Source organism: Streptomyces fragilis, assembly GCF_003112515.1.
GTDB lineage: Bacteria > Actinomycetota > Actinomycetes > Streptomycetales > Streptomycetaceae > Streptomyces > Streptomyces fragilis.
This window is the reverse complement of record NZ_BEVZ01000010.1, coordinates 1-21,584: the sequence shown is the minus strand read 5'-3', so window position 1 is coordinate 21,584 and position 21,584 is coordinate 1. Positions and strand designations below refer to the sequence as shown.

19 protein-coding genes are annotated in these 21,584 nt (G+C 74.9%); 7 read left to right on the top strand and 12 right to left on the bottom strand.

From position 1 onward, the window contains the following. Window positions 1–60: 60 nt before the first annotated feature. Window positions 61–810 (bottom strand): GntR family transcriptional regulator, encoded by a 750-nt coding sequence (locus Sfr03f_RS27660; protein ID WP_108956937.1) that lies wholly within the window; start codon window positions 808–810, stop codon window positions 61–63. A 288-nt stretch (window positions 811–1,098) separates the two neighbouring features. On the opposite strand from Sfr03f_RS27660, the gene Sfr03f_RS27655 reads away from it, so the two are divergent. Then, window positions 1,099–3,114, top strand: a complete 2,016-nt coding sequence (locus Sfr03f_RS27655) for a serine/threonine-protein kinase (RefSeq protein ID WP_108956936.1) — start codon at window positions 1,099–1,101, stop codon at window positions 3,112–3,114. A 110-nt stretch (window positions 3,115–3,224) separates the two neighbouring features. Here Sfr03f_RS27655 and kynU read toward each other — a convergent pair whose 3' ends face one another. Together kynU and Sfr03f_RS27645 are read right to left on the bottom strand one after the other, a co-directional pair. After that, a complete protein-coding gene (gene kynU / locus Sfr03f_RS27650; protein ID WP_108956935.1) occupies window positions 3,225–4,427 on the bottom strand; it encodes a kynureninase in 1,203 nt (400 codons plus the stop codon). After that, complete coding sequence (locus tag Sfr03f_RS27645) at window positions 4,420–5,259, bottom strand: tryptophan 2,3-dioxygenase family protein (RefSeq protein WP_108956934.1); 840 nt, start codon at window positions 5,257–5,259, stop codon at window positions 4,420–4,422. The genes kynU and Sfr03f_RS27645 overlap by 8 nt, the downstream gene beginning before the upstream one ends. A 192-nt stretch (window positions 5,260–5,451) precedes the next feature. Here Sfr03f_RS27645 and Sfr03f_RS27640 point away from each other — a divergent pair, with 192 nt between their 5' ends. Continuing rightward, the gene (locus Sfr03f_RS27640; protein ID WP_108956933.1) at window positions 5,452–6,453 is read left to right on the top strand and encodes an alpha/beta hydrolase family protein; all 1,002 of its coding nucleotides are present in this window, start codon (window positions 5,452–5,454) and stop codon (window positions 6,451–6,453) included. A 4-nt stretch (window positions 6,454–6,457) separates the two neighbouring features. Continuing rightward, the gene (locus tag Sfr03f_RS27635) at window positions 6,458–7,681 is read left to right on the top strand and encodes a cytochrome P450 (protein WP_108956932.1); all 1,224 of its coding nucleotides are present in this window, start codon (window positions 6,458–6,460) and stop codon (window positions 7,679–7,681) included. A 72-nt stretch (window positions 7,682–7,753) separates the two neighbouring features. On the opposite strand, the gene Sfr03f_RS27630 is transcribed toward Sfr03f_RS27635, so the two are convergent. The 4 genes from Sfr03f_RS27630 to Sfr03f_RS27615 all read right to left on the bottom strand — a co-directional run bounded on the left by Sfr03f_RS27630 (window position 7,754) and on the right by Sfr03f_RS27615 (window position 12,437). Further along, window positions 7,754–8,137 carry an STAS domain-containing protein gene (locus Sfr03f_RS27630; protein ID WP_245967795.1) on the bottom strand — a complete coding sequence of 128 codons (384 nt, stop codon included), beginning with the start codon at window positions 8,135–8,137 and terminating at the stop codon, window positions 7,754–7,756. 5 nt (window positions 8,138–8,142) lie between these two features. Next, window positions 8,143–9,579, bottom strand: a complete 1,437-nt coding sequence (locus Sfr03f_RS27625; protein ID WP_108956931.1) for a PP2C family protein-serine/threonine phosphatase — start codon at window positions 9,577–9,579, stop codon at window positions 8,143–8,145. Between the two features lie 144 nt (window positions 9,580–9,723). Continuing rightward, complete coding sequence (locus Sfr03f_RS27620; RefSeq protein ID WP_108956930.1) at window positions 9,724–11,394, bottom strand: ABC transporter permease; 1,671 nt, start codon at window positions 11,392–11,394, stop codon at window positions 9,724–9,726. Next, window positions 11,391–12,437, bottom strand: coding sequence for an ABC transporter ATP-binding protein (locus Sfr03f_RS27615; RefSeq protein ID WP_108956929.1), 1,047 nt, complete (start codon window positions 12,435–12,437; stop codon window positions 11,391–11,393). Before Sfr03f_RS27615 ends, Sfr03f_RS27620 begins: the two co-directional genes overlap by 4 nt. Window positions 12,438–12,524: 87 nt before the next feature. On the opposite strand from Sfr03f_RS27615, the gene Sfr03f_RS27610 reads away from it, so the two are divergent. Then, window positions 12,525–13,028 carry a GbsR/MarR family transcriptional regulator gene (locus Sfr03f_RS27610; RefSeq protein ID WP_108956928.1) on the top strand — a complete coding sequence of 168 codons (504 nt, stop codon included), beginning with the start codon at window positions 12,525–12,527 and terminating at the stop codon, window positions 13,026–13,028. Between the two features lie 15 nt (window positions 13,029–13,043). Here the strand turns inward: Sfr03f_RS27610 and Sfr03f_RS27605 are convergent, their stop codons facing one another. Further along, complete coding sequence (locus tag Sfr03f_RS27605) at window positions 13,044–14,861, bottom strand: hypothetical protein (protein WP_159105748.1); 1,818 nt, start codon at window positions 14,859–14,861, stop codon at window positions 13,044–13,046. A gap of 56 nt (window positions 14,862–14,917) precedes the next feature. Further along, the gene (locus tag Sfr03f_RS27600; protein ID WP_108956926.1) at window positions 14,918–15,757 is read right to left on the bottom strand and encodes a diacylglycerol kinase family protein; all 840 of its coding nucleotides are present in this window, start codon (window positions 15,755–15,757) and stop codon (window positions 14,918–14,920) included. A gap of 201 nt (window positions 15,758–15,958) precedes the next feature. Here Sfr03f_RS27600 and Sfr03f_RS27595 point away from each other — a divergent pair, with 201 nt between their 5' ends. After that, the gene (locus tag Sfr03f_RS27595; protein WP_108956925.1) at window positions 15,959–17,242 is read left to right on the top strand and encodes an adenylosuccinate synthase; all 1,284 of its coding nucleotides are present in this window, start codon (window positions 15,959–15,961) and stop codon (window positions 17,240–17,242) included. Window positions 17,243–17,331: 89 nt separating this feature from the next. Here the strand turns inward: Sfr03f_RS27595 and Sfr03f_RS27590 are convergent, their stop codons facing one another. Beyond that, on the bottom strand, window positions 17,332–18,960 hold the full coding sequence (locus tag Sfr03f_RS27590; RefSeq protein WP_108956924.1) for a sensor histidine kinase: 1,629 nt from the start codon (window positions 18,958–18,960) through the stop codon (window positions 17,332–17,334). Continuing rightward, window positions 18,957–19,640, bottom strand: a complete 684-nt coding sequence (locus Sfr03f_RS27585) for a response regulator transcription factor (protein WP_108956923.1) — start codon at window positions 19,638–19,640, stop codon at window positions 18,957–18,959. The genes Sfr03f_RS27590 and Sfr03f_RS27585 overlap by 4 nt, the downstream gene beginning before the upstream one ends. A 123-nt stretch (window positions 19,641–19,763) precedes the next feature. On the opposite strand from Sfr03f_RS27585, the gene Sfr03f_RS27580 reads away from it, so the two are divergent. Then, the gene (locus tag Sfr03f_RS27580) at window positions 19,764–20,471 is read left to right on the top strand and encodes a PepSY domain-containing protein (protein WP_108956922.1); all 708 of its coding nucleotides are present in this window, start codon (window positions 19,764–19,766) and stop codon (window positions 20,469–20,471) included. 211 nt (window positions 20,472–20,682) lie between these two features. After that, entirely contained in the window at window positions 20,683–21,102 is a 420-nt protein-coding gene (locus Sfr03f_RS27575) for a DUF3151 domain-containing protein (protein ID WP_108956921.1), read from the top strand. A gap of 92 nt (window positions 21,103–21,194) precedes the next feature. On the opposite strand, the gene Sfr03f_RS27570 is transcribed toward Sfr03f_RS27575, so the two are convergent. Continuing rightward, window positions 21,195–21,458 carry a TM2 domain-containing protein gene (locus Sfr03f_RS27570; protein WP_108956920.1) on the bottom strand — a complete coding sequence of 88 codons (264 nt, stop codon included), beginning with the start codon at window positions 21,456–21,458 and terminating at the stop codon, window positions 21,195–21,197. Window positions 21,459–21,584 lie beyond the last annotated feature (126 nt).

The following is a 21,584-nucleotide window of genomic DNA, read 5'->3' as shown; positions in this document are numbered from 1 at the left end:
GAGTGGTCCCCCGTGAGCGGGGGCTCAACCCGTGAGCGGGGGCCCAACCCGCCTCCGCCGCTATCCGCCCTGTCCGCGGCCCGGGTTCCGCGAGCCGTCGGCGGAGTACGAGGCGGTGAGGCGCTCCACCAGGTCCAGCGAGAAGGTGTTGCTCTCCGCGACGAGCCGCTGCGACTCCGCGGCGTCCCCGCGCACCAGCGCGTCCACCAGGGCGGTGTGGCCGGCCCACATGTGGGCCCTCAGGTCGGCGAGCCGCCGCAGGTGCTGCACCGTGCACACCCAGGCCTGCACGCGCAACCGGTGCAGGAAGTCCGTCAGGTACGGGTTGCCGAAGAGACCGCTCAACTCCCGCCAGTACCGCAGGTCGTAGCCGATCAGCACGGACAACTCGCCCGAGTGTGCGGCCCGCTGGCACTCCTCGCCGCGCCGCCGCACCGCCACGAGCGAGGCGGTCTCCGCCGTGTCGGGGAAGCCCGGGCCGTCGGAGCCGGACCGCGCCGCCAGCCGCAGGAACATGCCGTCGGAGATCAGCGCGCGGGCCTGGACGATGTACCGGAAGTCCTCGACGCTGAAGGCCCGCACCCGGAACCCGCGGTGCTGCACCGCCTCCAGCAGTTCCTGCGCGGACAGGTCGACCAGCGCCTCGCGGACCGGCGTGGCGGAGACGCCGTACTGCTCGGCGATCTCCTTCACCGTGAACTCCTGGCCCGGATGCAGCCGCCCCGCCAGCACCTCGTCGCGCAGTGCCTCGGCGATCTGCTGGCGCAGCGTGCTGCGGGTCACGGGGCCGGGGACGCCGGTCGTTCCCATCGGCGCTCTCCCTCCCTGGTACGCCTCATGTCCACTACCTCGCGGTCACCTTAACCAGCGTGGCGGAAAACAGCCTCGTGACGGTCACGGGGCGGACGCGGGGCGGACGCGGGCGGGGCCGCCCGGACGCGGGGACGGCCCGCCCGCCGGCCCTCGCCGAGGCACGGTCCTGTTGCCGAGGCGTGGCCCCCTCGTGGCACTCACCGGGAAATCCGCCGATACCCTTCGGAGGTTGAGCTGTGGGGACCGCGGGGGGCGCGGTGACCGGTCCAGGGGGAGGACGGCGCGATGGAGATGCTGGGTGCGGGGGACCCCGAGCGGATCGGGGCCTACCGGCTGCTGGCCCGGCTGGGCGTGGGCGGCATGGGGCAGGTGTTCCTGGCCAGGTCGGACCGGGGCCGCACGGTGGCCGTGAAGCTGGTGCGCGCCGAGCTCGCCGCGCGTGAGGAGTTCCGGGCCCGGTTCCGCCACGAGGTGCGCGCGGCGCGCCGGGTCGGCGGGGACTGGACGGCGCCGGTGCTCGACGCCGACACCGAGGCCGCCGTGCCGTGGGTGGCCACGGGGTACGTGGCCGGGCCGTCGCTGGAGCGGGTGGTCGGCCGCGACCACGGGGCGCTGCCGGAGCGCACGGTGCGCATCCTGGCGGCCGGACTCGCGCGGGCCCTCGGCGACATCCACGCGGCGGGACTGGTCCACCGGGACCTCAAGCCGTCCAACGTGCTGATCACCATCGACGGGCCCCGGGTGATCGACTTCGGCATCGCCCGGGCGCTGGAGACCTCCGACGACAGCGGGCTGACCCGGGCCGGCGCGGTCGTCGGCTCGCCCGGTTTCATGGCCCCGGAGCAGGTGCGGGGCGAGCGGATCACGGCGGCGGTGGACGTCTTCAGCCTGGGCTCGGTGCTGGCCTACGCGGTGACCGGGCGGCTCCCGTTCGGCGACGCGGAGAGCGGACCGCACGCCCTGATGTACCGCATCGCCCAGGACGAGCCCGACCTCACGGGCGTGCCGGAGGGGCTCACCGGGCTGATCGGCGAGTGCCTGCGCAAGGACCCGGCGGCCCGCCCCTCCCTGGAGGACGTGCTCTCGAGGGTGGGCGGCGAGCAGGCCACCCTCGGCGCGGGCCGCACCCGTGACCCGTGGCTGCCGGCGGCGCTGGTGGCCCAGCTGGGGCGGCACGCGGCGGAGCTGCTGGACGTCGAGGACCCCGGGCCGCGGCCGGAGGAGGCTCCCACCGTGGTCACGGACCCCGGCACGCCCCCGCCGCCCGCCGCTCCCGCGGCCCACTCCGCGCCTCCCGTCACCGTTCCCCCCGCCGCCGCCCCGGCCTTCCCGCCCGGTTTCGGCGCGCCCCACCCGTTCACCGCGGACCACGGCCAGGGCCCCGCCCAAGGACACGGGCCCGGGCCCGGGCCCGGTCATGGCGGCGCGGGCCACGGCGGCGCGGGCCACGGCGGCGCGGGCCACGGGCACGGTCACGGCGACGCGGGCCACGGCGGCGGGGGTTACGGCGGCACAGGCCACGGCAGCACAGGGCACGGCGGCGGGGGTTACGGCGGCACAGGCCACGGCAGCACAGGGCACGGCGACGGGGGTTACGGCGGCGGGGGTTACGGCCGGCCCCACGTCCCCGGGCACACCGCCGGGCACTTCGGGCAGCCGGCCTGGGGCGCGACGGCGGTGACGCCCGCCGGGCCCCCGGACGACGGGGGCCGCACCCGCACCGCGGTGCTGGTCGCGGCGGCGACGCTGGTCGTCGCGCTGATCGCCGGCGGGGTGGTCCACGGCGTGATGCGCGGCAAGGACACCCATGACCGGGCGGACAAGGACACCCGCACCAGCTCCTCCGATACGGCGGGCACGGAGACCGGCGGTAAGTCCGGGCCGCCCCCGACCACCTCGGCCGACGACGGCAACGACGACGATGACGACACCGGTGACGCGGGAGCGGGCGCGGTGCCCGAGCGGTTCCTCGGGGAGTGGAGCGCCGTCATCGAGAACGCCGCGGGGTCGAACCCCCGTCACGTCACGCTGACCCGCGGCGAGGTCGGCGACCCGGTGCTGACCCTGGTGGCCGAGGGGCCGCTGGAGGGCACGTCCTCCTCCTACCGGTGCGTCTTCGAGGCCGTGCTGACCGACGCCCCCGACGGCGACGGGGTCCTCGGCCTCGGCCCGTCCCGGGTCGTCGACGGCGAGCCGCTCAGCTCCTGCTCGGCCGGCGCCCCCTCCACCCTCACCGTCGAGGGCGGTTCCCTCACCCGCACCATGGCCGACGGCGAAAGCCTCACCTACACCCGGGACTGACCCCGCGGCAGGCCGTCACCCCGTGTCCCACGACACGGGACCGGCCCGCCGCCGTCGTCCCGTGGGGCGGACGACGGCGGGCCGGTGCGCGAGCCGTCCGCCGAGGGGCGTCAGCCGCGGAGGATCTCCGCGAGGACCCGGGCCGCGCGCTCGGCGTCGGAGAAGGTGACGTAGAGCGGGGTGAACCCGAAGCGGAGGATGTCGGGCCGGCGGTGGTCGCCGACCACGCCGCGCGCGATCAGCTCACGCATGACCTCGCCGGCCCCCTCGCACCGCAGGGACACCTGGCTCCCCCGCTCCCCGTGGGCGAGCGGCGTCACGCACTCCACGGACCCCTCGGGCACGTACGCGGCGACGCACTCGAGGAAGAAGTCCGTCAGCTCCAGCGACTTGCGCCGCACCGCGGCGACGTCCACGCCCTCCCAGACGTCCAGCGCCGCGTCGAGCGCGAGCAGCGACAGCATCTCCGGCGTGCCGACCCGGCCGCGCACCGCGCCCTCGCCCGGGGCGTAGTCGGGACGCATGCCGAACGGGTCGGTGTGCGAGTTCCACCCCGGCAGGGGCGTGTCGAACCGTTCCTGGAGGTCGCGGCGGACGTACAGGAAGGCCGGCGCGCCGGGGCCGCCGTTGAGGTACTTGTACGTGCAGCCGACCGCCAGGTCGACGCCGTGCTCGTCCAGGTCCACCGGCAGGGCGCCCGCGCTGTGGCAGAGGTCCCAGACGGCCACCGCGCCCGCCGCGTGGACGGCAGCGGTCAGCCCGGGCAGGTCGTGCAGCCGCCCGGCCCGGTAGTCGACGTGGTTGAGCAGCACCGCGGCGGTCCGCGGGCCGAGGGCCGCCGGGACGTCCTCGGGACGCACCGGCCGCAGCGAGCAGTCCGTCATCCGCGCCGCGGAACCGGCCAGGTACCCGTCGGTGGGGAAGGTGGTGGCGTCGACCAGGATCTCGTCCCGTTCGACGGGGCCGTCGCCCTCACGGGCGATCCGGACCGCCGCGACGAGCGCCTTGAAGACGTTGACCGAGGTGGAGTCGCCCACCACGACCTGCCCGGGCGCAGCGCCCACCAGGGGCGCGATCCGGTCGCCGATCCGCTCGGGCGCGTCCCACCAGCCGCTCTCCTCCCAGGAGCGGATGCGCAGCTCGCCCCACTGCCGCCGCACGACGTCCTGCATCCGCTCGGCGACGCCCACCGGGAGCGCGCCGAGGGAGTTGCCGTCCAGGTAGGTCACGTCGTCCAGCACGAAGCGCGACCGCGTCGCGGCCAGCGGGTCGGCGGCGTCCAGTTCCGTTGCTCTCGACAGGAGTTCAGACATGGCTGCGCGCCGTCCAGAGCTCGGGGAACACGGTGTTGCGGGCCCGCTTCTCCAGCCAGGCCACCCCGGCGGAGCCGCCGGTGCCGGTCTTGGCGCCCATCGCGCGGCGGGTGGCGACCAGGTGGTCGTTGCGCCAGCGCCAGACCAGCTCGGCCACGTCGGTCAGCGCCTCGCCGAGGCGGACCAGCGGGTCGTTCTGGTCGCGGGTGTAGACATCCGCCCACACCTGCTCGACCTCGGGCGACGGCTCGTACTTCTCGCTGACGTCGCGCCGCAGCACCTCCTCGGGCACGGCGTGGCCGCCGCGCGCCAGGAAGCGCAGCACCTCGTCGTAGAGCGAGGGCTCGTGGAGCGCCTTCTCCAGTTCCGCGTGGGCGCGCGGGGTGCCGCGGTGCGGGACCAGCATCGAGCGGGACTTGTCGCCGAGGAGGAACTCCAGACGGCGGTACATGGCCGACTGGAAGCCGGATCCCTCGCCGAGGGCACCGCGGTAGGAGTTGAACTGCGCCGGGGTGAGCTGGCCGAGCGGGATCCAGGAGGCGTTGAGCGCCTCCAGCTCCCGCACGGAGCGCTTGAGCGCGTCGGTCGCGGCCGGGACGTCGTCGCGGCGCAGGGCCTGCGAGGCCGTCTCCCACTCGTGGACGATCACCGTGAACCACAGCTCCATGACCTGGGTGGTCACCAGGAACACCATCTCGCCCGGGTCGTCCGAGCGCAGTTGCTGGAGGTGGGTCAGGACATCCGCCCGGACGTAGTCCTCGTAGGGCGTCGAGCCGTCGAACTCGAGATGCGGGGTCTCCGGCTCGTGGGTCTGCTGAGCCTGTCGGGACATCGCTGTCTCCTGCTGTACTCCGGGTAGCGGTCCGCCCCTGCCGATACCGGCACGGGGGCCCCGGTCCCCGTGGGCATCCTCCGCAATGTTCCCGCACTCGGGCAATACCCGCCCGGCGAGACGCGTCCGACATCATCCTGTCGACGACACACGGCGAGGGGCCGCGAGGGGCCCGGAGAGAGGTGGGAGCGCATGAGCGACGAGGAGAGAACGGCCGCGGACGCCGGGACCGGAAACGCCGCGAGGGCTGGGAGCGCCGCGGGGACCGGGAGCACCTCGGAGACCGGGGCGGCGGCCGAGGCCCGCGCCGCCGCCGAGGCCCGCGCCGCCGCCGAGGCCCGCGCCGCCGCCGAGGCTCGGGCGGCCGCCGAGGAGCGGTCGGCCCTCTCGCACGAGCCCGTCGCACCGGAGGCGACCCGGTCCTACGGCGACCACCCGGACCAGGTGGTCGACTTCTACGCCCCGCCCGCCGGGGAGCGGCCGGCGCCGCTGGTCGTGGTGGTGCACGGCGGGGCCTGGCGGGCGCCCTACGACCGCCGGCACATCACCCCCTTCGCCGCCTTCCTGGCCCGCCGGGGGTTCGCCGTGGCCGTGCCCGAGTACCGCAGGGGCGGGGCGGCGGAGGGCGAGGCGGGGCGCTGGCCCGAGACCCTGGACGACGTGGCCGCCGCCTTCGACGCGCTGCCCGGCCTGGCGGCGGACGCGCTCGGCGGGCGGGCCGACCTCTCCCGCACGGTCTGGACCGGGCACTCCGCCGGCGGGCATCTGGTGCTGTGGGCGGCCGCCCGGCACGTGCTGCCCGAGGGGAGTCGCTGGCGCACCGCGCGGCCGGCCGCGGTCCGTGGGGTGGTGGCGCTGGCGCCCATCGCCGACTTCACGGTCGCGGGCAGGCTGGGGGTCTGCGGCGACGCCGCGTCGCAGTTCCTCGGCGGCCCCGGCCTCTTCGGGGAACGCCGCCCGCACGCGGACCCGGTGCTGCTGCTGCCCAACGGCATCGCCACCACCGTGGTGCAGGGGCGCGACGACGTCGACGTCCCGCCCGCCGTCGCGGAGTCCTACGCCGACGCGGCCGCCCGGGCGGGCGAGGTGGTGGGCCTGACCCTGCTGGAGGGCGTCGGCCACTTCCCGCTGATCGATCCGGCGGCCGATGCCTCGGCCGTGGTGGCCGAGGAGATCGCCCAGCTGGCATGGTGATCCGATGACCGCACCCGCTGCCCTGCCCTTCTCCCCCGCCGACCCCGCCTTCGTCGCCGACCCGTACCCCGGTTACGCCGAGCTGCGCGGGCGCGGACGGGTCCTGTGGTGCGAGGAGACCGGCCAGTGGCTGGTCCCGCACCACGCCGACGTCTCGGCGCTGCTGCGCGACCGGCGGCTGGGCCGCACCTACCGGCACCGGTTCTCCCACGAGGAGTTCGGCCGCACCCCTCCGCCGCCGGAACACGAGCCGTTCCACACGCTCAACGACCACGGGATGCTCGACCTGGAGCCGCCGGACCACACCCGGATCCGGCGGCTGGTCTCCCAGGCGTTCACCCCGCGCACCGTGGAGCGGCTGCGCCCCTACGTGACGGCGCTCGCCGGGGAGCTGGCCGGGCGGCTGGTGGACGCGGGCGGCGGCGACCTGCTGGCGGAGGTCGCCGAGCCGCTGCCGGTGGCGGTGATCGCCGAGATGCTGGGCGTGCCGGAGGCCGACCGGGCGCCGCTGCGGCCCTGGTCGGCGGCGATCTGCGGGATGTACGAGCTGAACCCGTCCGAGGAGACGGCGGCGGAGGCGGTCCGCGCCTCGGTGGAGTTCAGCGACTACCTGCGGGAGCTGATCGCCGAGCGCCGCCGGCGGCCCGGCGGCGACGACCTGGTCTCCGCCCTGATCGCCGCCCACGACGAGGGCGACCGGCTCACCGAGCAGGAGATGATCTCGACCTGCGTGCTGCTGCTCAACGCGGGCCACGAGGCCACCGTCAACGGCACCGGAAACGCCTGGGCGGCGCTCTTCGACCACCCGGAGCAGCTGGCGGCGCTGCGCGCGGACCACGCGCTGGTGCCGTCCGCCGTGGAGGAGCTGCTGCGGTTCGACACGCCGCTGCAGCTGTTCGAGCGGTGGGTGCTGGAGGACATCGAGATCGACGGGACGGTGATCCCGCGGGGTGCGGAGCTGGCGCTGCTGTTCGGTTCGGCCAACCGCGACCCGGCGGTCTTCGACCGTCCGGACCGGCTGGAGCTCGACCGGCGGGTGAACCCGCACATCTCCTTCAGCGCGGGCGTCCACTACTGCATCGGGGCGCCGCTGGCCCGGATGGAGCTGGCCGCCTCGATGACCGCGCTGCTGGAGCGCGCACCGGGGCTGCGGCTCGCCGCGGAGCCGGTGCGGCGGCCCAACCTGGTGATGCGGGGGCTCACGGAACTGCGCGTCGCGACCCGCTGAGCCGGCTCCCGGGGCCGGTGGTGCGCGGGGCTCGGGCCGGGCCCCGGGCTCCGGGCTCCGCTGCGGCCGGGGTCAGCCGACGATCTGTTCCCCGCCCGGCCGGGGTCCGACCGCGGCGATCGCGGCGTCGGCGGTCGGGTAGATGGCCAGCACCGTGTCCAGGCCGGTCAGCTTGAGCATCCGGTCCAGCCGGGCCGGAACGGAGGCGAGCGCCATGGCGCCCCCGGCGCCCTGGGCGGCGTGCCAGATGTTGATCAGCGCGTTGAGGCCGGCCGAGTCGCAGAACCCGACCCCGGACAGGTCCAGGACGAGACGGTTGCGGCCCTGCTCGATCAGGTCGAGCGCACGGGAGCGGAGTATCGGCGCGGTGTGGAAGTCGATCTCACCGCCGACCGCGGCCACGGCCAGCGGACCGTGGGTCTCCTCCACGGTCAGGAGCAGCTCTTGCTCGGACACGTCGTTCAGTGCTCCTCGTCCGTAGCGTCCGTGGGCAAAGTCGTGGTGTGCGCGGTCGACGTCACGCCCGGCGTCTGCCGCTCGGCCTCCTCGGCGGTGGGCACCGAGAGCGCCAGGAGCGCAACGTCATCCTCCGCCCCTTCGGGAAGGGAGTCCAGCAGATCCACGATGTCCTCCACCAGTCCGGCGGCGCCGCCGAGGCCCCGGCGGCGCGCCAGGAAGGCCGCCAGTCCCTCGTCACCGATCATCTGTCTGTCCTCGCCCGCCCGGGCCTCGATCAGCCCGTCGGTGTACAGGAGCAGCACCTCCCCCGGGGCCAGCACGACCGTACGGGATCGGAAGCGGGCCTCGGGAAGCGCCCCTATCAGCATGCCCCCTTCGAGCCCCACCGCGCTCACCCGGGGACCGCCGTCGGGGGAGGAACCCAGGTGGTAGGCGGGCGGATGGCCGCCGGTGGCGATCTCCACCTCGAAGCCGCCCTCCTCACGGGGAGTGAGGACGCCGAAGATCGCGGTGCAGAACTTGCTGGTCAGGGTGTCGCCGAGGAGCGCCTGGTTGAGCGTGTCCAGCACGGCCACCGGGTCCGGCGCGTGGTGGGCGGCGGCGCGCAGCGTGTGCCGGGCCAGCGCGGTGACGGTGGCCGCGTCGGGGCCCTTGCCGCACACGTCGCCGAGCAGGAACGCCCAGCGGTCGCCGTCCAGCGGGAAGACGTCGTAGAAGTCGCCGCCCAGGTCGTGGACGGAGGCCGCGTGGTAGTGGCAGGCCAGCTCCAGACCGGGCACGGCGGGCAGCGCGGGCGGCAGCAGGGTGCGCTGCAGGGTGCTGGTCAGGGACTCCAGCACCCGGCGGTCCCGCTCGGCGCGCAGCCGGGCGGCCCGCTCGTCCTCCACCTGGCGGACGACCGCCTGGCGGCGTTCCTGCTCGCGGCGCAGGGCGCGCAGCGCGGTCAGGCGCAGCTCCATCTCGTCCAGCACGATCGCCGCCAGGTCCTCCAGGGCGGTGACGTCCTCGGGGCTGAGGGTGCGGGGGCGGGTGTCGAGGATGTTGACGGTGCCCAGCTTGTGGCCGTCGGCGGTCACGATCGGCGCGGCGGCGTAGAAGCGGATCCCGAGCCCGCCGGTCACCATGGGGTTGCCCATGGCCAGCGGGTCCTGCCGGGTGTCGGGGATGACCAGCGGGCCGTCCCGCAGGAGGGCCAGGCCGCACAGGCCGTCGGCACGGCTGATCTCGGTGACGTCGCCCAGTCCGTGCCGGGCCTTGAACCAGATCCGGTCGCTGTCGACGAAGGTCACCGCCGCGATGGGCACCTGGAACGTCCGGGCGGCCAGGCGGGCGACGCGGTCGAAGAAACCGTCCGGAGGTGTGTCGAGGATCTCGTAGCGGCGCACCGCCGCGATGCGTGCGGACTCCGTGTCCGGTCCCACGGCATTCTCTCGCAGCATGGGCCTGCTCGGTTCCTCGTTCTGGTCGTGGTTCGCCCGGTGCCGGGAAAACGGCGGCACCGGAACCCCCAAGGCTAGACGAGCCTGGCGGTTCCGGTGCCGTGAAGATCGTCCCGGCCTCGTCACCGGGTCTTCTCCGGGCCTCTACTCGGTCTCCAGATCCCTGTGGCGGAAACCAGCGATCCCCGTCACACACAGCGCGGCGGCCACCAGGGTGAGCACCAGCACCGGGGTCCACTCCATCGGGGCGGCGGGCAGCTGCGGCACGTGGCCGAGCGGCGAGAGGTCGCCGGCCCATTCGGGGAACCGCAGGATCTCCCCGAGGTAGCCGACGGCGAAGGCGTACAGCGGGACCACCCAGGCCAGCGCCGTCGCCCGGGGCAGCAGGCCGAGGAGCACGAGGGCGATGCCCGCCGCGGTCCACAGGGCGGGGACGTGGACCAGGGCGGCGGCGATCAGGTCGCCGGTCATCGCGTGGTCGCCGGTGGCCGCGGCGGCCGCGAGCCCGAAGCCGAGCCCCGCCAGCAGCTGGGTCAGCACGGCCCCCAGCAGGGCGACGGCCAGGTGGCCGCCCAGCCAGGACGCCCGGGAGATCCCCGTGGTCAGCAGGGCCTCGGCCCGGCCGCCGGTCTCCTCGGCGCGGGCGCGCAGGACGGCCATCACCACGAAGACCATGGAGACCACCGAGATCACCACCATCACCATCGACGCGAAGGACTCCGCGAGGGTGGCCCCGCCGATCTCGGCCAGCGCCTGCTGGATCTGCTCGACGCTGCCGAGCATGTCCTCGATGTCGCCGATGATCGACCCGTACATCGCCCCCATCACGAAGAGGCCCGCGCAGAAGCCCGCCAGCAGCCCGCGCTGCAGGCGCAGCGCCAGGCCGAAGGGGCTGGTCAGGGCTCGGGAGGCGGTGGCGCGGCCCAGCCGGGCGGGCCGCAGCCCGGCGCCGACGTCGCGCCGGGAGGAGAGCAGGAACCCGGTTGCCGCGCAGGCGGCGGCGACGGCCAGGCAGAGCAGCAGCGGCCACCAGCGGTCGTCGGCGAACGGGTAGGAGCGCTGGGCCCAGCCGATCGGGGAGGCCCAGGAGAGCGCGTCGCTGCTCCCGCTGTCGCCGGCCGCCCGCAGGATGTACGCCGCGCCGATCACCGCCAGCGCGAGGCCGGAGGCGCCGCGGGTGGAGGAGCTGGTCTGGGCGGTGACCGCGGCGACGCCGGCGAGGACGACGCCGGTCGCGGCGTGGGCCGCCCCGTACACCAGCGCGCCCGACAGCCCGATCGACTCGATGCCGAGACCGGCCAGGCTCACGGCGAGCAGCAGCGCGAGCGCCAGGTTCGCGAGGAGCGCCAGGGACAGCGCGGCGGCGAGCTGGGCGTGGCGGCCGACGACGGTGGAGCGGACCAGTTCGGCGCGGCCGGTCTCCTCCTCGCCGCGGGTGTGCCGGGTGACGATCAGGACGCTCATCAGGCCGACCAGCACGCCCATGAAGCCGATCATCTTGTGGCTGAGCATCGCGCCGTAGGTGTAGTGGTCCAGGAAGTGCTGCGGGCCGGTCATGGCGAGCGCGGCGGGCGTCGCCATGGTCCTCGCGGCGCTCGCGCGGGCCTCGGGCGAGTCGTAGAGCGCGGCGGTGCTGTTGGCGGTGGACACGGTGGTGACCACCAGGGCCGCCAGCCAGACCGGCAGTCGCAGGCGGTCCCGGCGCAGCGCGAAACGGAGCAGGGCGCCGGTACCGGTGAACGGGGCGCGCGGGGCGGGGGCGGGAACCGGGGCCGCGGCGCTCGCTCCGGCGGACGGGGCGGCGGTGGTCGTCATCGCGCCTCGCCGCCCTTCGCGTCCGCGGCGTCCGCGGCGTCCGCGGCGTCTGCGGCGTCTGCGGCGTCTGCGGTGGCGGTGCTCCCGGGGCCGTCGGCGTCGTCGGCGTCGTCGGCGCCGGAGCTTCCGTTCCGGTGGCCGTTGGCGGCGAGTTCGTCGCCGTAGTGGCGGAGCATCAGCTCCTCCAGGGTGGGCGGGTGACTGACCAGGGCGCGGATCCCGAACCCGCCGAGGACGCGTACCGCGGCGTCGATGCGCCCGCCGTCCACCGCGAACCGCACGCGCGTCCCGTCGGTGTGCAGGTGGTGCACGCCCTCCAGTGCGTCCAGCCCGGTGACCGGCCGTTCCGTCTCCGCCTCGACGGTGGTGCGGGTGAGGTGGCGCATCTCGGCGAGGGTGCCGGACTGCACGGTCCGGCCGCGCCGGATGATCGACACCCGGTCGGCCAGCTTCTCCACCTGGGCCAGGATGTGGCTGGAGAGCAGCACCGTCCGCCCGGCCTCCTTGGCCTCGCGGACCACGTCCTGGAAGACGACCTCCATCAGCGGGTCCAGGCCCGAGGTGGGCTCGTCGAGCAGCAGCAGCTCGGCGTCGGAGGCCAGCGCGGCGACGATGGCGACCTTCTGCCGGTTGCCCTTGGAGTAGGCCCGGCCCTTCTTCCGCGGGTCCAGGTCGAACCGCTCGACCAGCTCGTCCCGGCGCCGCCGGTCGATGCCGCCGCGCAACCGCGAGAGCAGGTCGATGGCCTCACCGCCGCTGAGGTTGGGCCACAGTTCCACGTCGCCGGGCACGTAGGCCAGACGCCGGTGCACCTCGACGGCCCGGTCCCACGGGTCGAGGCCGAGCACCCGGGTGCTGCCGCCGTCGGCGCGCAGCAGACCGAGCAGGACCCGGAGGGTGGTGGACTTGCCGGCGCCGTTGGGGCCGAGGAAGCCGTGCACCTCTCCGGTGCGGACGGACAGGTCGAGTCCGTCGAGGGCGCGGGTGGCGCCGAAGGTCTTCTGGAGTCCGGATACCTCGATCGCGAGGGATTCCTGCGTCATGCTCGTGAAATTACGCTTCTTTCAGAAACTTGTGAAGTTAAGGAAGCGTATAAACTCGGAGCCCACACCGAGAGAACGAGGTCAGGCATGACGGAGGCCGGGGCGTCCCCGAAGGAACGGGACCCGCAGGCGGTGTCACGGTTCGTGGAACTCTTCGCGGGACAGCTCGCCGACGCCGGAATGGCCCGGATGCCCGCGCGGGTGTTCGCCGCGCTGCTCGCCTCCGACGACGGCGTCCTGACCTCGGCCGAGCTGGGCGATCAGCTGCGGATCAGCCCCGCCGCGGTCTCCGGCGCGGTGCGCTACCTCTCCCAGACCCACCTGATCTCCCGCGAGCGCGAGCCCGGTTCACGGCGCGAGCGCTACCGGGTCCACAACAACCAGTGGTACGAGGCCATCGCCAACCGCGAGGCCATGCTGCGCCACTGGCAGTCCGCCCTGCGCGAGGGCGTCACCGCCGTCAGCCCCGGCTCCCCGGCCGAGGAACGCCTGCGGGAGACGCTGGAGTTCTTCGAGTTCATCGAGGTCGAACTGACCGAGATGATGCGGCGGTGGCGGGAGAAGCGGGGGCCCGCCGGCGGCCTCCGCTGACGCCGCCGGCGCGGCTCACGCCCTCGCGACCTCGACGTCCGCGAGCAGCCCTCGGCGGTCCCGGCCGTCCGGGCCGATCTCCTCGTACCGGCCGACGGGCCAGAGCACGAGGCCGCCGATCACCGGCACCACCGGCGCCTCCTGCCCGCCGCCGGCCGGCGGGCCGTGCAGCTCCACGGTGCCGGCGGGCGCGGGCAGCCCCGCCCAGGGGTGACGCTTCGTCCCGGGCGCCTGCACCTCCAGCAGCCCCTCCGGCAGGGCCTCGTCACCGCCCTCCTCGGGGAAGACGACGAGCAGCAGCCGCTGCGCCTCCCCGTTCACCCGCGGCGTGGTGGGCAGCAGGACGTACCGGCGGCGCCGGGGTCCGGGCGTGGCGGCGGCGTCCCGGAGGGCGCGGATCGCGGGGAGGCGGCGGTACAGGTCCCGGCCCGACCAGGCCACGGCGAGGGCGCCGAGGACCATGAGGGCCGGGGCCCACGACGGCGTGTGGTGCAGGAACACGGCCAGGCAGACCACCGCCAGCAAGGCGCCCAGCTGCCCGAACAGCCAGGCGTACAGCTCACCCTCGCCCACGATCAGCCTGAGGCCGCGCACCCGCCACCAGGGGGCCGTCCGCCAGTCCCGCTCCCAGATCGCCGGCTCCGGCCTCGGCGCGAAGCGCTCGGCCCGGGCGACGGCGCCCGCGTGGTTGAGAGCGGGTACGCGTGCAGGGGCCGACGGGCGGCCGGCCTGCGCACGGCCGACCGAGGTGGGTGCCGCGCCCGCTCCCTCCGTACCTTCTCCCTCCGTGGCCGTCTTCCCGGTGGCCGTCTCCGCGGTGGCCGTCTCCGCGGTGGCCGGCGCGGAGGGTTCGTTCCCGGCCATCTCCATGGCCCGGCGCCAGCGGCGCAGGTGGAGCAGGCGCCCGGCCACCGCACCCACGACGGCCAGCGGCACCAGGCCGAGACCGGTGTTGCCGACGACGTCGAACAGGTCGTCCCCCGACGGCGGTTCCTGGTACTTCTCGTTGTAGAGGACCGCCCGGCCCGGCCACCGGGAGACCACCCGGCCGGTCTCGAAGTTCCGCAGGTCCGCGTCCCCGCCCTCGTCGCAGTGGTACGACTCCTCGCGCTCCTCGCCCGTGAACGGGTCGTCGAAGCGGACGACGCAGTTCCCGCCGGGGCCCCGGTCGAGAACCGTGAGCCCCACTTCGGCGTCGCCGCTGTTCTCACTGCCGACGGCCGCGTAGAGGAAGCACGCCGCTCCCAGCAGCAGCACCCACCGGAACACCTTGGGGCGCCGGACCGCGGGCCGTGCGTCCGTCAGCAGGCGGCCCGCCGACGCCCGGACCTCGGGCACCGCGGCCACCCCCCGCAGGCGCCTGCCCCGGGCGGGGGACGCCAGGCGGAACCGGTCGCCCCCGGGCGGCGAGACCACCACGCCGAAGCGGGGGTCACCGGCCGTCCACACCACGGAGGAGTGCTCGCGCAGGTCGACCTGCTGCTGGAACGGCAGCTCGACAGCGAGCGGCCACACCTCGCCCCGCTCCCCGGCCTCGACCACCACGACCGGCCGGAGCCGCCCTCCCCCGACGTGGACGACGCGCCGCTCGCGCCACGGGTGACGCTCCAGCAGCGTCCGGATCCGGGTGGCGCGGAAGAGGAGCATTCCGCCCACCATGGCGCAGCCGATCGCCCACCAGAGCGGGGTCCAGGTGATGCCCGTCAGACCCGTCACCACGCCGAACACACCGCCGCACGCGCCGCCGAGCACCATGGTCCAAGCCCGCTTGCGGTACTCGGACAACGCCATTCGGGCCGCCGGCACCCCCAGTGCCGTGCCCTCGTAAGCCATCCCGCCCCCCACGTCCGCCCCCTTGTTCGACGCGCGGACGCTACCGCCCCCGGCCGTCACCCGGGAAGGACCAGGCCCCAGGCCCCCGCCCGGACCGTCCAGGTGCGGGTGCGGACGGGGCCCGCGACGGTGGCGTCGGCGCGGTAGCGGAAGTCGGCGCCGGAGACGGTGACGGTACGGGCGGCGGCCTGCAGGGGCGCGGCCTCGGCGCCCACCGAGACGGGGCGGACCTCGACGTCGGCGCGGCCGGTGCGGCCCGGGGTGACGGTGACCGCGCGGACCGGCTGGTCCAGGTCGACCAGGGTCGCGCCGTCGGTCTCCACCCGCAGGCGGGACGGCCCCGGCCCCGCGGCCCCGGCCGCCTCCGCCGCGGCCCGCGACTGCCGGGCCAGCGCACTCACCAGGGACCGGTACCGGCGCCGGGCCGGCCGCAGGCCCCTGTGCGGGGCCGCGTCCACCGCCGGGATCCGCAGCTCCCCCAGCACCAACCCGCCCGCGTCGTCCGCCAGCAGGTCCAGGCGCCGCACCGAGCCGTCCAGCACCGCCCGGGCCGCCGCGACCGTGCCCTGCGGCACGCCGAGCGACAGGGCGACCGTGAGGGCCCCCGGACGGCCCACCACCGGCACCACCGCCAGGGCGCAGCCGTCCAGCTCGCCGTGGCGCTCCAGCACGGTCACCGCCCGCAGCAGCGCGTGGTCGTCCCCGACCACCACCGGCCGCCTGGATCCCCGGCGTTCCAGGGCCCGCGCGAACTCCTCGCGCCCCTCCGGCAGGCACCACTTCACCCGCGCGCCGGCACACAGGACGTCCTTGGCGATCCGCACGGACTCGCCGTCCGTACGGCGGGCGGACGGGTCGACGACCACCAGAAGCTGCTCCGAAGCCACCTCGGTCATGCCTCGCTTCCTCGGGTCCTCGGGTAGCATCTTTGTGCAAGAGCCCCTTGCGCCGCGTTCCTCGTGCCAGGGGCTTCGTCTATTCCGGGGCAACCGGTCCGACGGGAACCGCGGCCGACAGGGCCGCCGGGCGCACGAGGCACATGGTCGTGCCGCGCGCCCCGACCCAGGACATGCCCCACCCGGAAGGGGTGTACGCCTGTGCCCGCACTTGTGCTGCTCGGTGCTCAGTGGGGTGACGAGGGCAAGGGAAAGGCCACCGACCTGCTCGGCGGCTCCGTCGACTACGTGGTGCGTTACCAGGGCGGCAACAACGCCGGCCACACGGTCGTGGTGGGCGACCAGAAGTACGCGCTGCATCTGCTGCCGTCCGGCATCCTCTCCCCCAACTGCGTTCCGGTCATCGGCAACGGCGTCGTCGTCGACCCCTCGGTGCTGCTCTCCGAGCTGAGCGGGCTGAACGAGCGGGGCGTCGACACGTCGAAGCTGCTGATCAGCGGCAACGCACACATCATCACCTCGTACAACGTGACGTCGGACAAGGTGAGCGAGCGGTTCCTGGGCAAGCGCAAGATCGGCACCACCGGTCGCGGCATCGGCCCCACGTACGCCGACAAGATCAACCGCACCGGCATCCGCGTCCAGGACCTGTACGACGAGTCGATCCTCCAGCAGAAGGTGGAGGCCGCGCTCGAGGTCAAGAACCAGATGCTGACCAAGCTCTACAACCGCCGCGCCATCGCCACCGACCAGGTGGTCGAGGAGCTGCTGGGCTACGCGGAGCAGCTGCGTCCGTACGTCGCCGACACGGTGCTGGTGCTCAACAAGGCGCTCGACGAGGACAAGGTCGTCCTCTTCGAGGGCGGTCAGGGCACGCTGCTGGACATCGACCACGGCACCTACCCGTTCGTCACCTCCAGCAACCCGACCGCCGGCGGCGCCTGCACGGGCGCGGGCGTGGGCCCGACGCGGATAAGCCGTGTCATCGGCATCCTGAAGGCCTACACCACGCGTGTCGGCTCGGGTCCGTTCCCGACGGAGCTGTTCGACGAGGACGGCGAGGCGCTGCGGCGCATCGGCGGCGAGCGCGGCGTCACCACCGGCCGTGACCGGCGCTGCGGCTGGTTCGACGCGGTCATCGCCCGGTACGCCACGCGGGTGAACGGCCTGACGGACTTCTTCCTCACCAAGCTGGACGTCCTCACCGGCTGGGAGCAGATCCCGGTCTGTGTCGCCTACGAGATCGACGGCCGGCGGGTCGAGGAACTGCCGTACTCCCAGAGCGACTTCCACCACGCGAAGCCGGTCTACGAGTACCTGCCCGGCTGGAGCGAGGACATCAGCAAGGCGAAGTCCTTCTCCGACCTGCCGAAGAACGCGCAGGCGTACGTGAAGGCGCTGGAGGAGATGTCCGGCGCCCCGATCTCCGCGATCGGCGTCGGCCCCGGCCGCGACGAGACGATCGAGATCAACTCCTTCCTGTAGGACCCGCGGTACCTCCAGGACCCCTGGGAGTGGGGTGAACGCCCCGGTGGCCGATGCCGCCGGGGCGTTCGCCTTTCCAGCGGGCCCGTTCAGTCCCCGGCGGGGCCGGCCAGCGGCAGGCGGACGGTGAAGAGGGCCCCGCCGTCCGGACCCCGACCGAGCGAGATGGTCCCCCCGTGCAGGGTCACCAGCTCCCGGACGATCGCCAGTCCCAGACCCGCGCCCCCGTCGTCCCGGGCGCGGGCGTCGTCCAGCCGCACGAACCGCTCGAAGACCCGCTCCCGCTCGCCCTCCGGGACACCCGGTCCGTCGTCCTCGACCGACAGCACCGCCCAGCCCCGGCCCCCGCCCGCGCCCCGTCCTCCTGCGCCCACCGTGTCCGCGGGCTCCGTGCGTACCCGTGCGACGACCCGTTCGCGGGCGTGGCGCTGCGCGTTGTCCAGCAGGTTGGCCAGCACCCGCCCCAGCTGTCCGGGACTGCCGGCCACGACCGCCTCCTCCAGCTCCCCGGCGCGCCCCGGCTCCGGGCGGCGGGCCGTCTCCTCACGCACCAGCTCCGCGAGGTCGACCCGCGCGGCGCGGGGCCCCTCCCCCGCGTCGAGGCGGGCGAGCAGCAGCAGGTCGGCGGCCAGGTGCTGGAGCCGCACCACGTCCTCCAGCAGCTCACCGGTCTCGAGCAGCTCCGGGTGCGCTTCGGCGACCTCCACCTGGGTGCGCAGCGAGGCGATCGGGCTGCGCAGTTCGTGCGAGGCGTCCGCGACGAAGCGGCGCTGGCGCTCGACCGACTCCTGCAGGGCCTCCAGCGTGCCGTTGGTGGTGACCGCGAGCCGGGCCACCTCGTCGCGCGAGGACGGCACCGGCACCCTGCGGGACAGGTCACGGCTGCCGGTGATCTCCGCCAGCTCCGCACGGATGCCCTCCACCGGGCGCAGCGCGTGACGGGTGACCAGCCAGGTCACCGCACCGACGACGATCAGCAGCGCGGGCAGGCCGGCCAGCATGGCCCGGACGGTGCCGGTCACCGCCAGTTCCTGCACCGCCAGCGACGACCCGGCGTAGACGGTCACCGGCGTCCCGTCGGCGGCTTCGGCGCGCAGGGCGGCGACGGTGAAGTCGGCGCGGCCCTCGGCCTCGCCCGGGTCGGAGGTCGCCTCCCCCTCGTCGTCGACCGGCAGGGAGACGCGGTCGAACACGGCGTCGTCGGCGACCTCGCCCGCGGCGCGGGCGTCGTCGTCCGCGCCCCCGGAAGCGCCGGCCGCGCCGCGGTCGTCGTCCCGCCCGTCGTCGTCCCGCCCGTCGTCGTCCCGCCCGTCGTCGCGGTCGTCGTCATCGCGCCCGCCGCCCGCACCACCGTGGCGGTCGTCCTCCCGGGCCCCGACGGAGTCGTCGGACTGCGCGGGGCCGGGGCGGGCGGCGTCGCTCATCGGCGGGGCGCCGGCGAGGGCGTCGCTGGAGGCGAGGACGGTGCCGTCGCCGGTGACGACCTGCACCGGGTCGTCGGTGTCGAGTCCGGCCGCGTCCTTCGGGATACGGTCCACCGCGACCTGGACGGCGACCTCGCGGGCCCGCGACTCCGCGACCAGCCGCGTGTTGTCGGTCAGACCGCCGCGGAGGGCGTCGACCACCGCCAGGCCCGCCAGGACCAGCGCGACCGCGACCACCCCCGTGGCGCCCAGCGCGGTACGGGCGCGCACCGAGGAGAACCATCCCCGCGTCACGGCCTTCCTCCGTCCCGCTCCAGCCGGTAGCCGGCGCCGCGCACCGTGGTGATCGAACGGACCCCGAAGGGGGCGTCGATCTTGCGGCGCAGCGTGCTGACGTACACCTCGACGATGTTGGGGTCGCCGTCGTAGGCGAAGTCCCACACGTGTTCCAGGATCTCGGTCTTGGAGACCACCTCCCCGGCCCGCAGCGCCAGCTGCTCCAGGACGGCGAACTCCCGTGCGGTGAGCGCGATCTCCTGCCCGCCGCGCCGCACGCGCTGCGCTCCCGGGTCGACGCTGAGGTCGCCCAGGCTCAGGACGGGGGCGCCGCCGCGGGTGCGGCGGCGCAGCAGGGCGCGGATCCGTGCGAGGAGCACCACGTAGGAGAACGGCTTGGTGAGGTAGTCGTCGGCCCCGGTGTCCAGCCCTTCGGCCTCGTCGTACTCGCCGTCCTTGGCGGTGAGCATCAGGATCGGCGTCTCGTCGCCGGACGCGCGCAGCGCCGAGCAGACCCGGTAGCCGTTCATGCCGGGCAGCATGATGTCCAGGACGATCAGGTCGTAGGGGTGCTCCCGCGCCCGGTGCAGGCCGTCCACGCCGTCGTGCGCGACGTCCACCGCGAACCCCTCGGCCGTCAGCCCCCTCGCCAGGGCCGCGGCCAGGCGTCGTTCGTCCTCCACGATCAGCAGGCGCATGCCGACAAGGGTCGCAGAGCCTCCCTGAAGGACCTTTCAGCTTCCTTCAGCACCGCTTCAGCGTCGCCCGTCGACAGTGGTGCCCGTCGAGAAACGCCGGACCGACTCCTCAGGAGGAACCCCATGAGCTCCGCCGACCGCACCCCGTCCCGCCGCCGCGCCGCCCTCGCCGCCCTGGTGGCCGCCGCCCTCGTCGGCGGAGGCGCCGTCGCCGCCGTCGCCGCCTCCGGGGACGACCGCGACCGGGCCGCCACCGCCTCCTCCGCCCGCCCGGACGGCGGGGACCGCGACGACCGCGACGAGGGCGACGAGCGCGACGACCGTGACGAGGGCCGTGCCGACGGCGAGCGGGCCGACGCGGTGACCCCGAAGACCGACGTGCGCGCCGCCGTCACCGCGGCGCTGGCGAAGGCGAAGGGCGTCGTGGCCTCGGCCGAGTTCGACCAGGACGGTGACCGGCCGGTCTGGGAGGTCGAGGTCGTCGGCGAGGACGGCACCCGCACCGAGGTGCTGGTCGACCCGGACGACGGCACGGTGCTCGACAGCACCCGCGACAAGGACGACGACGCCGACGACGAGGCCGACGACCGCAAGGAGGCCGCCGCCCTGCGCAAGGCGGGCACCGACGCCGACGCGGCCGCCGGGGCCGCCGTGAAGAAGGTGTCCGGCACCGTCGTCTCGGTGGACTTCGAGCACGACGGCGACGACGACCGCAGCGGTGCGCCGGCCTGGGAGGTCGAGGTGATCGGCGCGGACGGCGGCGAGCGCGAGGTCCTCGTCGACGCGGGCAGCGGGAAGGCGGCCGTCGGCGCGGACGACGACCGCGACTGACGGAAGGACCGGCGCGAGGACGGACCGGCACGCTGACCGGCGCGAGGACCGGCACGCTGACCGGCGCGAGGACCGGCACGCTGACCGGCGACCCCCCGGGGCGGGCAGGCGGCGGGGCCGGCCCCGCTCCCGCCGCCGCTCCCCCCGCGCCGCACCGCCGTCGGCCCGGCCTCCGGCACCGGCGGCGTCCGCCTTCCGGCAGACTGAGGGCATGACGGAACACAAGAACCTGCTCGGCGGCCCCGAGCCGACGTACCTCCCGGAGAACGAGGACGCGTACCGGATGCTCGCCGATTCCGCGAGCCCCGCGGAGGTCGCCGCCGCGCACCCCACGTTCTCGCTCGCCTGGGCGATGCTCGCGGACGACGCCTTCGAGGCGGGCCGCGCCGTGGAGTCCTACGCCTACGCCCGCACCGGCTACCACCGCGGCCTGGACCACCTGCGCCGCGCCGGCTGGAAGGGCCACGGCCCGGTGCCGTGGAGCCACCGCGCCAACCGCGGGTTCCTGCGCTGCCTGGCCGCCCTGGCCCGCGCCGCGGAGGCCATCAAGGAGACCGACGAGGCCGAGCGCTGCCGCCAGTTCCTCCAGGACAGCGACCCGCAGGCGTACGACGAGCTGAAGTCGCGCTGAACCGTCCCGCAGATCGGCCGGGCACGCCCGGACGGCACGAGGCCGCGGCCACCGTCACGGTGGCCGCGGCCTCGTCGCGGGCGATGCGGTGATCAGCCGCGCAGCGGACGACCCTGCTTGTCGGTGCGGTCGTTGCTGGTGAAGAAGAGGATGGCGTCGACGAGCGCCCAGATGCCGAGGCCGCCGCAGGTCAGCAGCTGGGCCACGCCCACGCCGACCGAGCCGACGTAGAAGCGGCCGATGCCGAAGCCGCCGAGGAACAGCTGGAGAAGACCGGCGACGATCTTCGACTTGTCGGAGTACGGGCGGCCGAGGTGGTCGACGCCGTAAGGGGCCTCGGGCGTGGGGTGGGTCATGGCGGTCACTCCTGAGCGGTGGTGGAACAGACCGGCGCACGGGGCACCGGCGGATGAACAGGAGGAACCCGCTGCGCGGCACGCACGGATGTCCGGGCACGCGCGATGATCTTCCCCCCCCCCCCC

Coding starts and splice junctions, on each gene's coding strand:
- Sfr03f_RS27585 (WP_108956923.1), bottom strand. CDS start 19,640: ATGCGCCTGCTGATCGTGGAGGACGAACGACGCCTGGCCGCGGCCCTG.
- Sfr03f_RS27600 (WP_108956926.1), bottom strand. CDS start 15,757: ATGACCGAGGTGGCTTCGGAGCAGCTTCTGGTGGTCGTCGACCCGTCC.
- Sfr03f_RS27660 (WP_108956937.1), bottom strand. CDS start 810: ATGGGAACGACCGGCGTCCCCGGCCCCGTGACCCGCAGCACGCTGCGC.
- Sfr03f_RS27645 (WP_108956934.1), bottom strand. CDS start 5,259: ATGTCCCGACAGGCTCAGCAGACCCACGAGCCGGAGACCCCGCATCTC.
- Sfr03f_RS27620 (WP_108956930.1), bottom strand. CDS start 11,394: ATGACGACCACCGCCGCCCCGTCCGCCGGAGCGAGCGCCGCGGCCCCG.
- Sfr03f_RS27610 (WP_108956928.1), top strand. CDS start 12,525: ATGACGGAGGCCGGGGCGTCCCCGAAGGAACGGGACCCGCAGGCGGTG.
- Sfr03f_RS27615 (WP_108956929.1), bottom strand. CDS start 12,437: ATGACGCAGGAATCCCTCGCGATCGAGGTATCCGGACTCCAGAAGACC.
- Sfr03f_RS27655 (WP_108956936.1), top strand. CDS start 1,099: ATGGAGATGCTGGGTGCGGGGGACCCCGAGCGGATCGGGGCCTACCGG.
- Sfr03f_RS27580 (WP_108956922.1), top strand. CDS start 19,764: ATGAGCTCCGCCGACCGCACCCCGTCCCGCCGCCGCGCCGCCCTCGCC.
- Sfr03f_RS27570 (WP_108956920.1), bottom strand. CDS start 21,458: ATGACCCACCCCACGCCCGAGGCCCCTTACGGCGTCGACCACCTCGGC.
- Sfr03f_RS27575 (WP_108956921.1), top strand. CDS start 20,683: ATGACGGAACACAAGAACCTGCTCGGCGGCCCCGAGCCGACGTACCTC.
- Sfr03f_RS27625 (WP_108956931.1), bottom strand. CDS start 9,579: ATGCTGCGAGAGAATGCCGTGGGACCGGACACGGAGTCCGCACGCATC.
- Sfr03f_RS27605 (WP_159105748.1), bottom strand. CDS start 14,861: ATGGCTTACGAGGGCACGGCACTGGGGGTGCCGGCGGCCCGAATGGCG.
- Sfr03f_RS27640 (WP_108956933.1), top strand. CDS start 5,452: ATGAGCGACGAGGAGAGAACGGCCGCGGACGCCGGGACCGGAAACGCC.
- Sfr03f_RS27635 (WP_108956932.1), top strand. CDS start 6,458: ATGACCGCACCCGCTGCCCTGCCCTTCTCCCCCGCCGACCCCGCCTTC.
- kynU (WP_108956935.1), bottom strand. CDS start 4,427: ATGTCTGAACTCCTGTCGAGAGCAACGGAACTGGACGCCGCCGACCCG.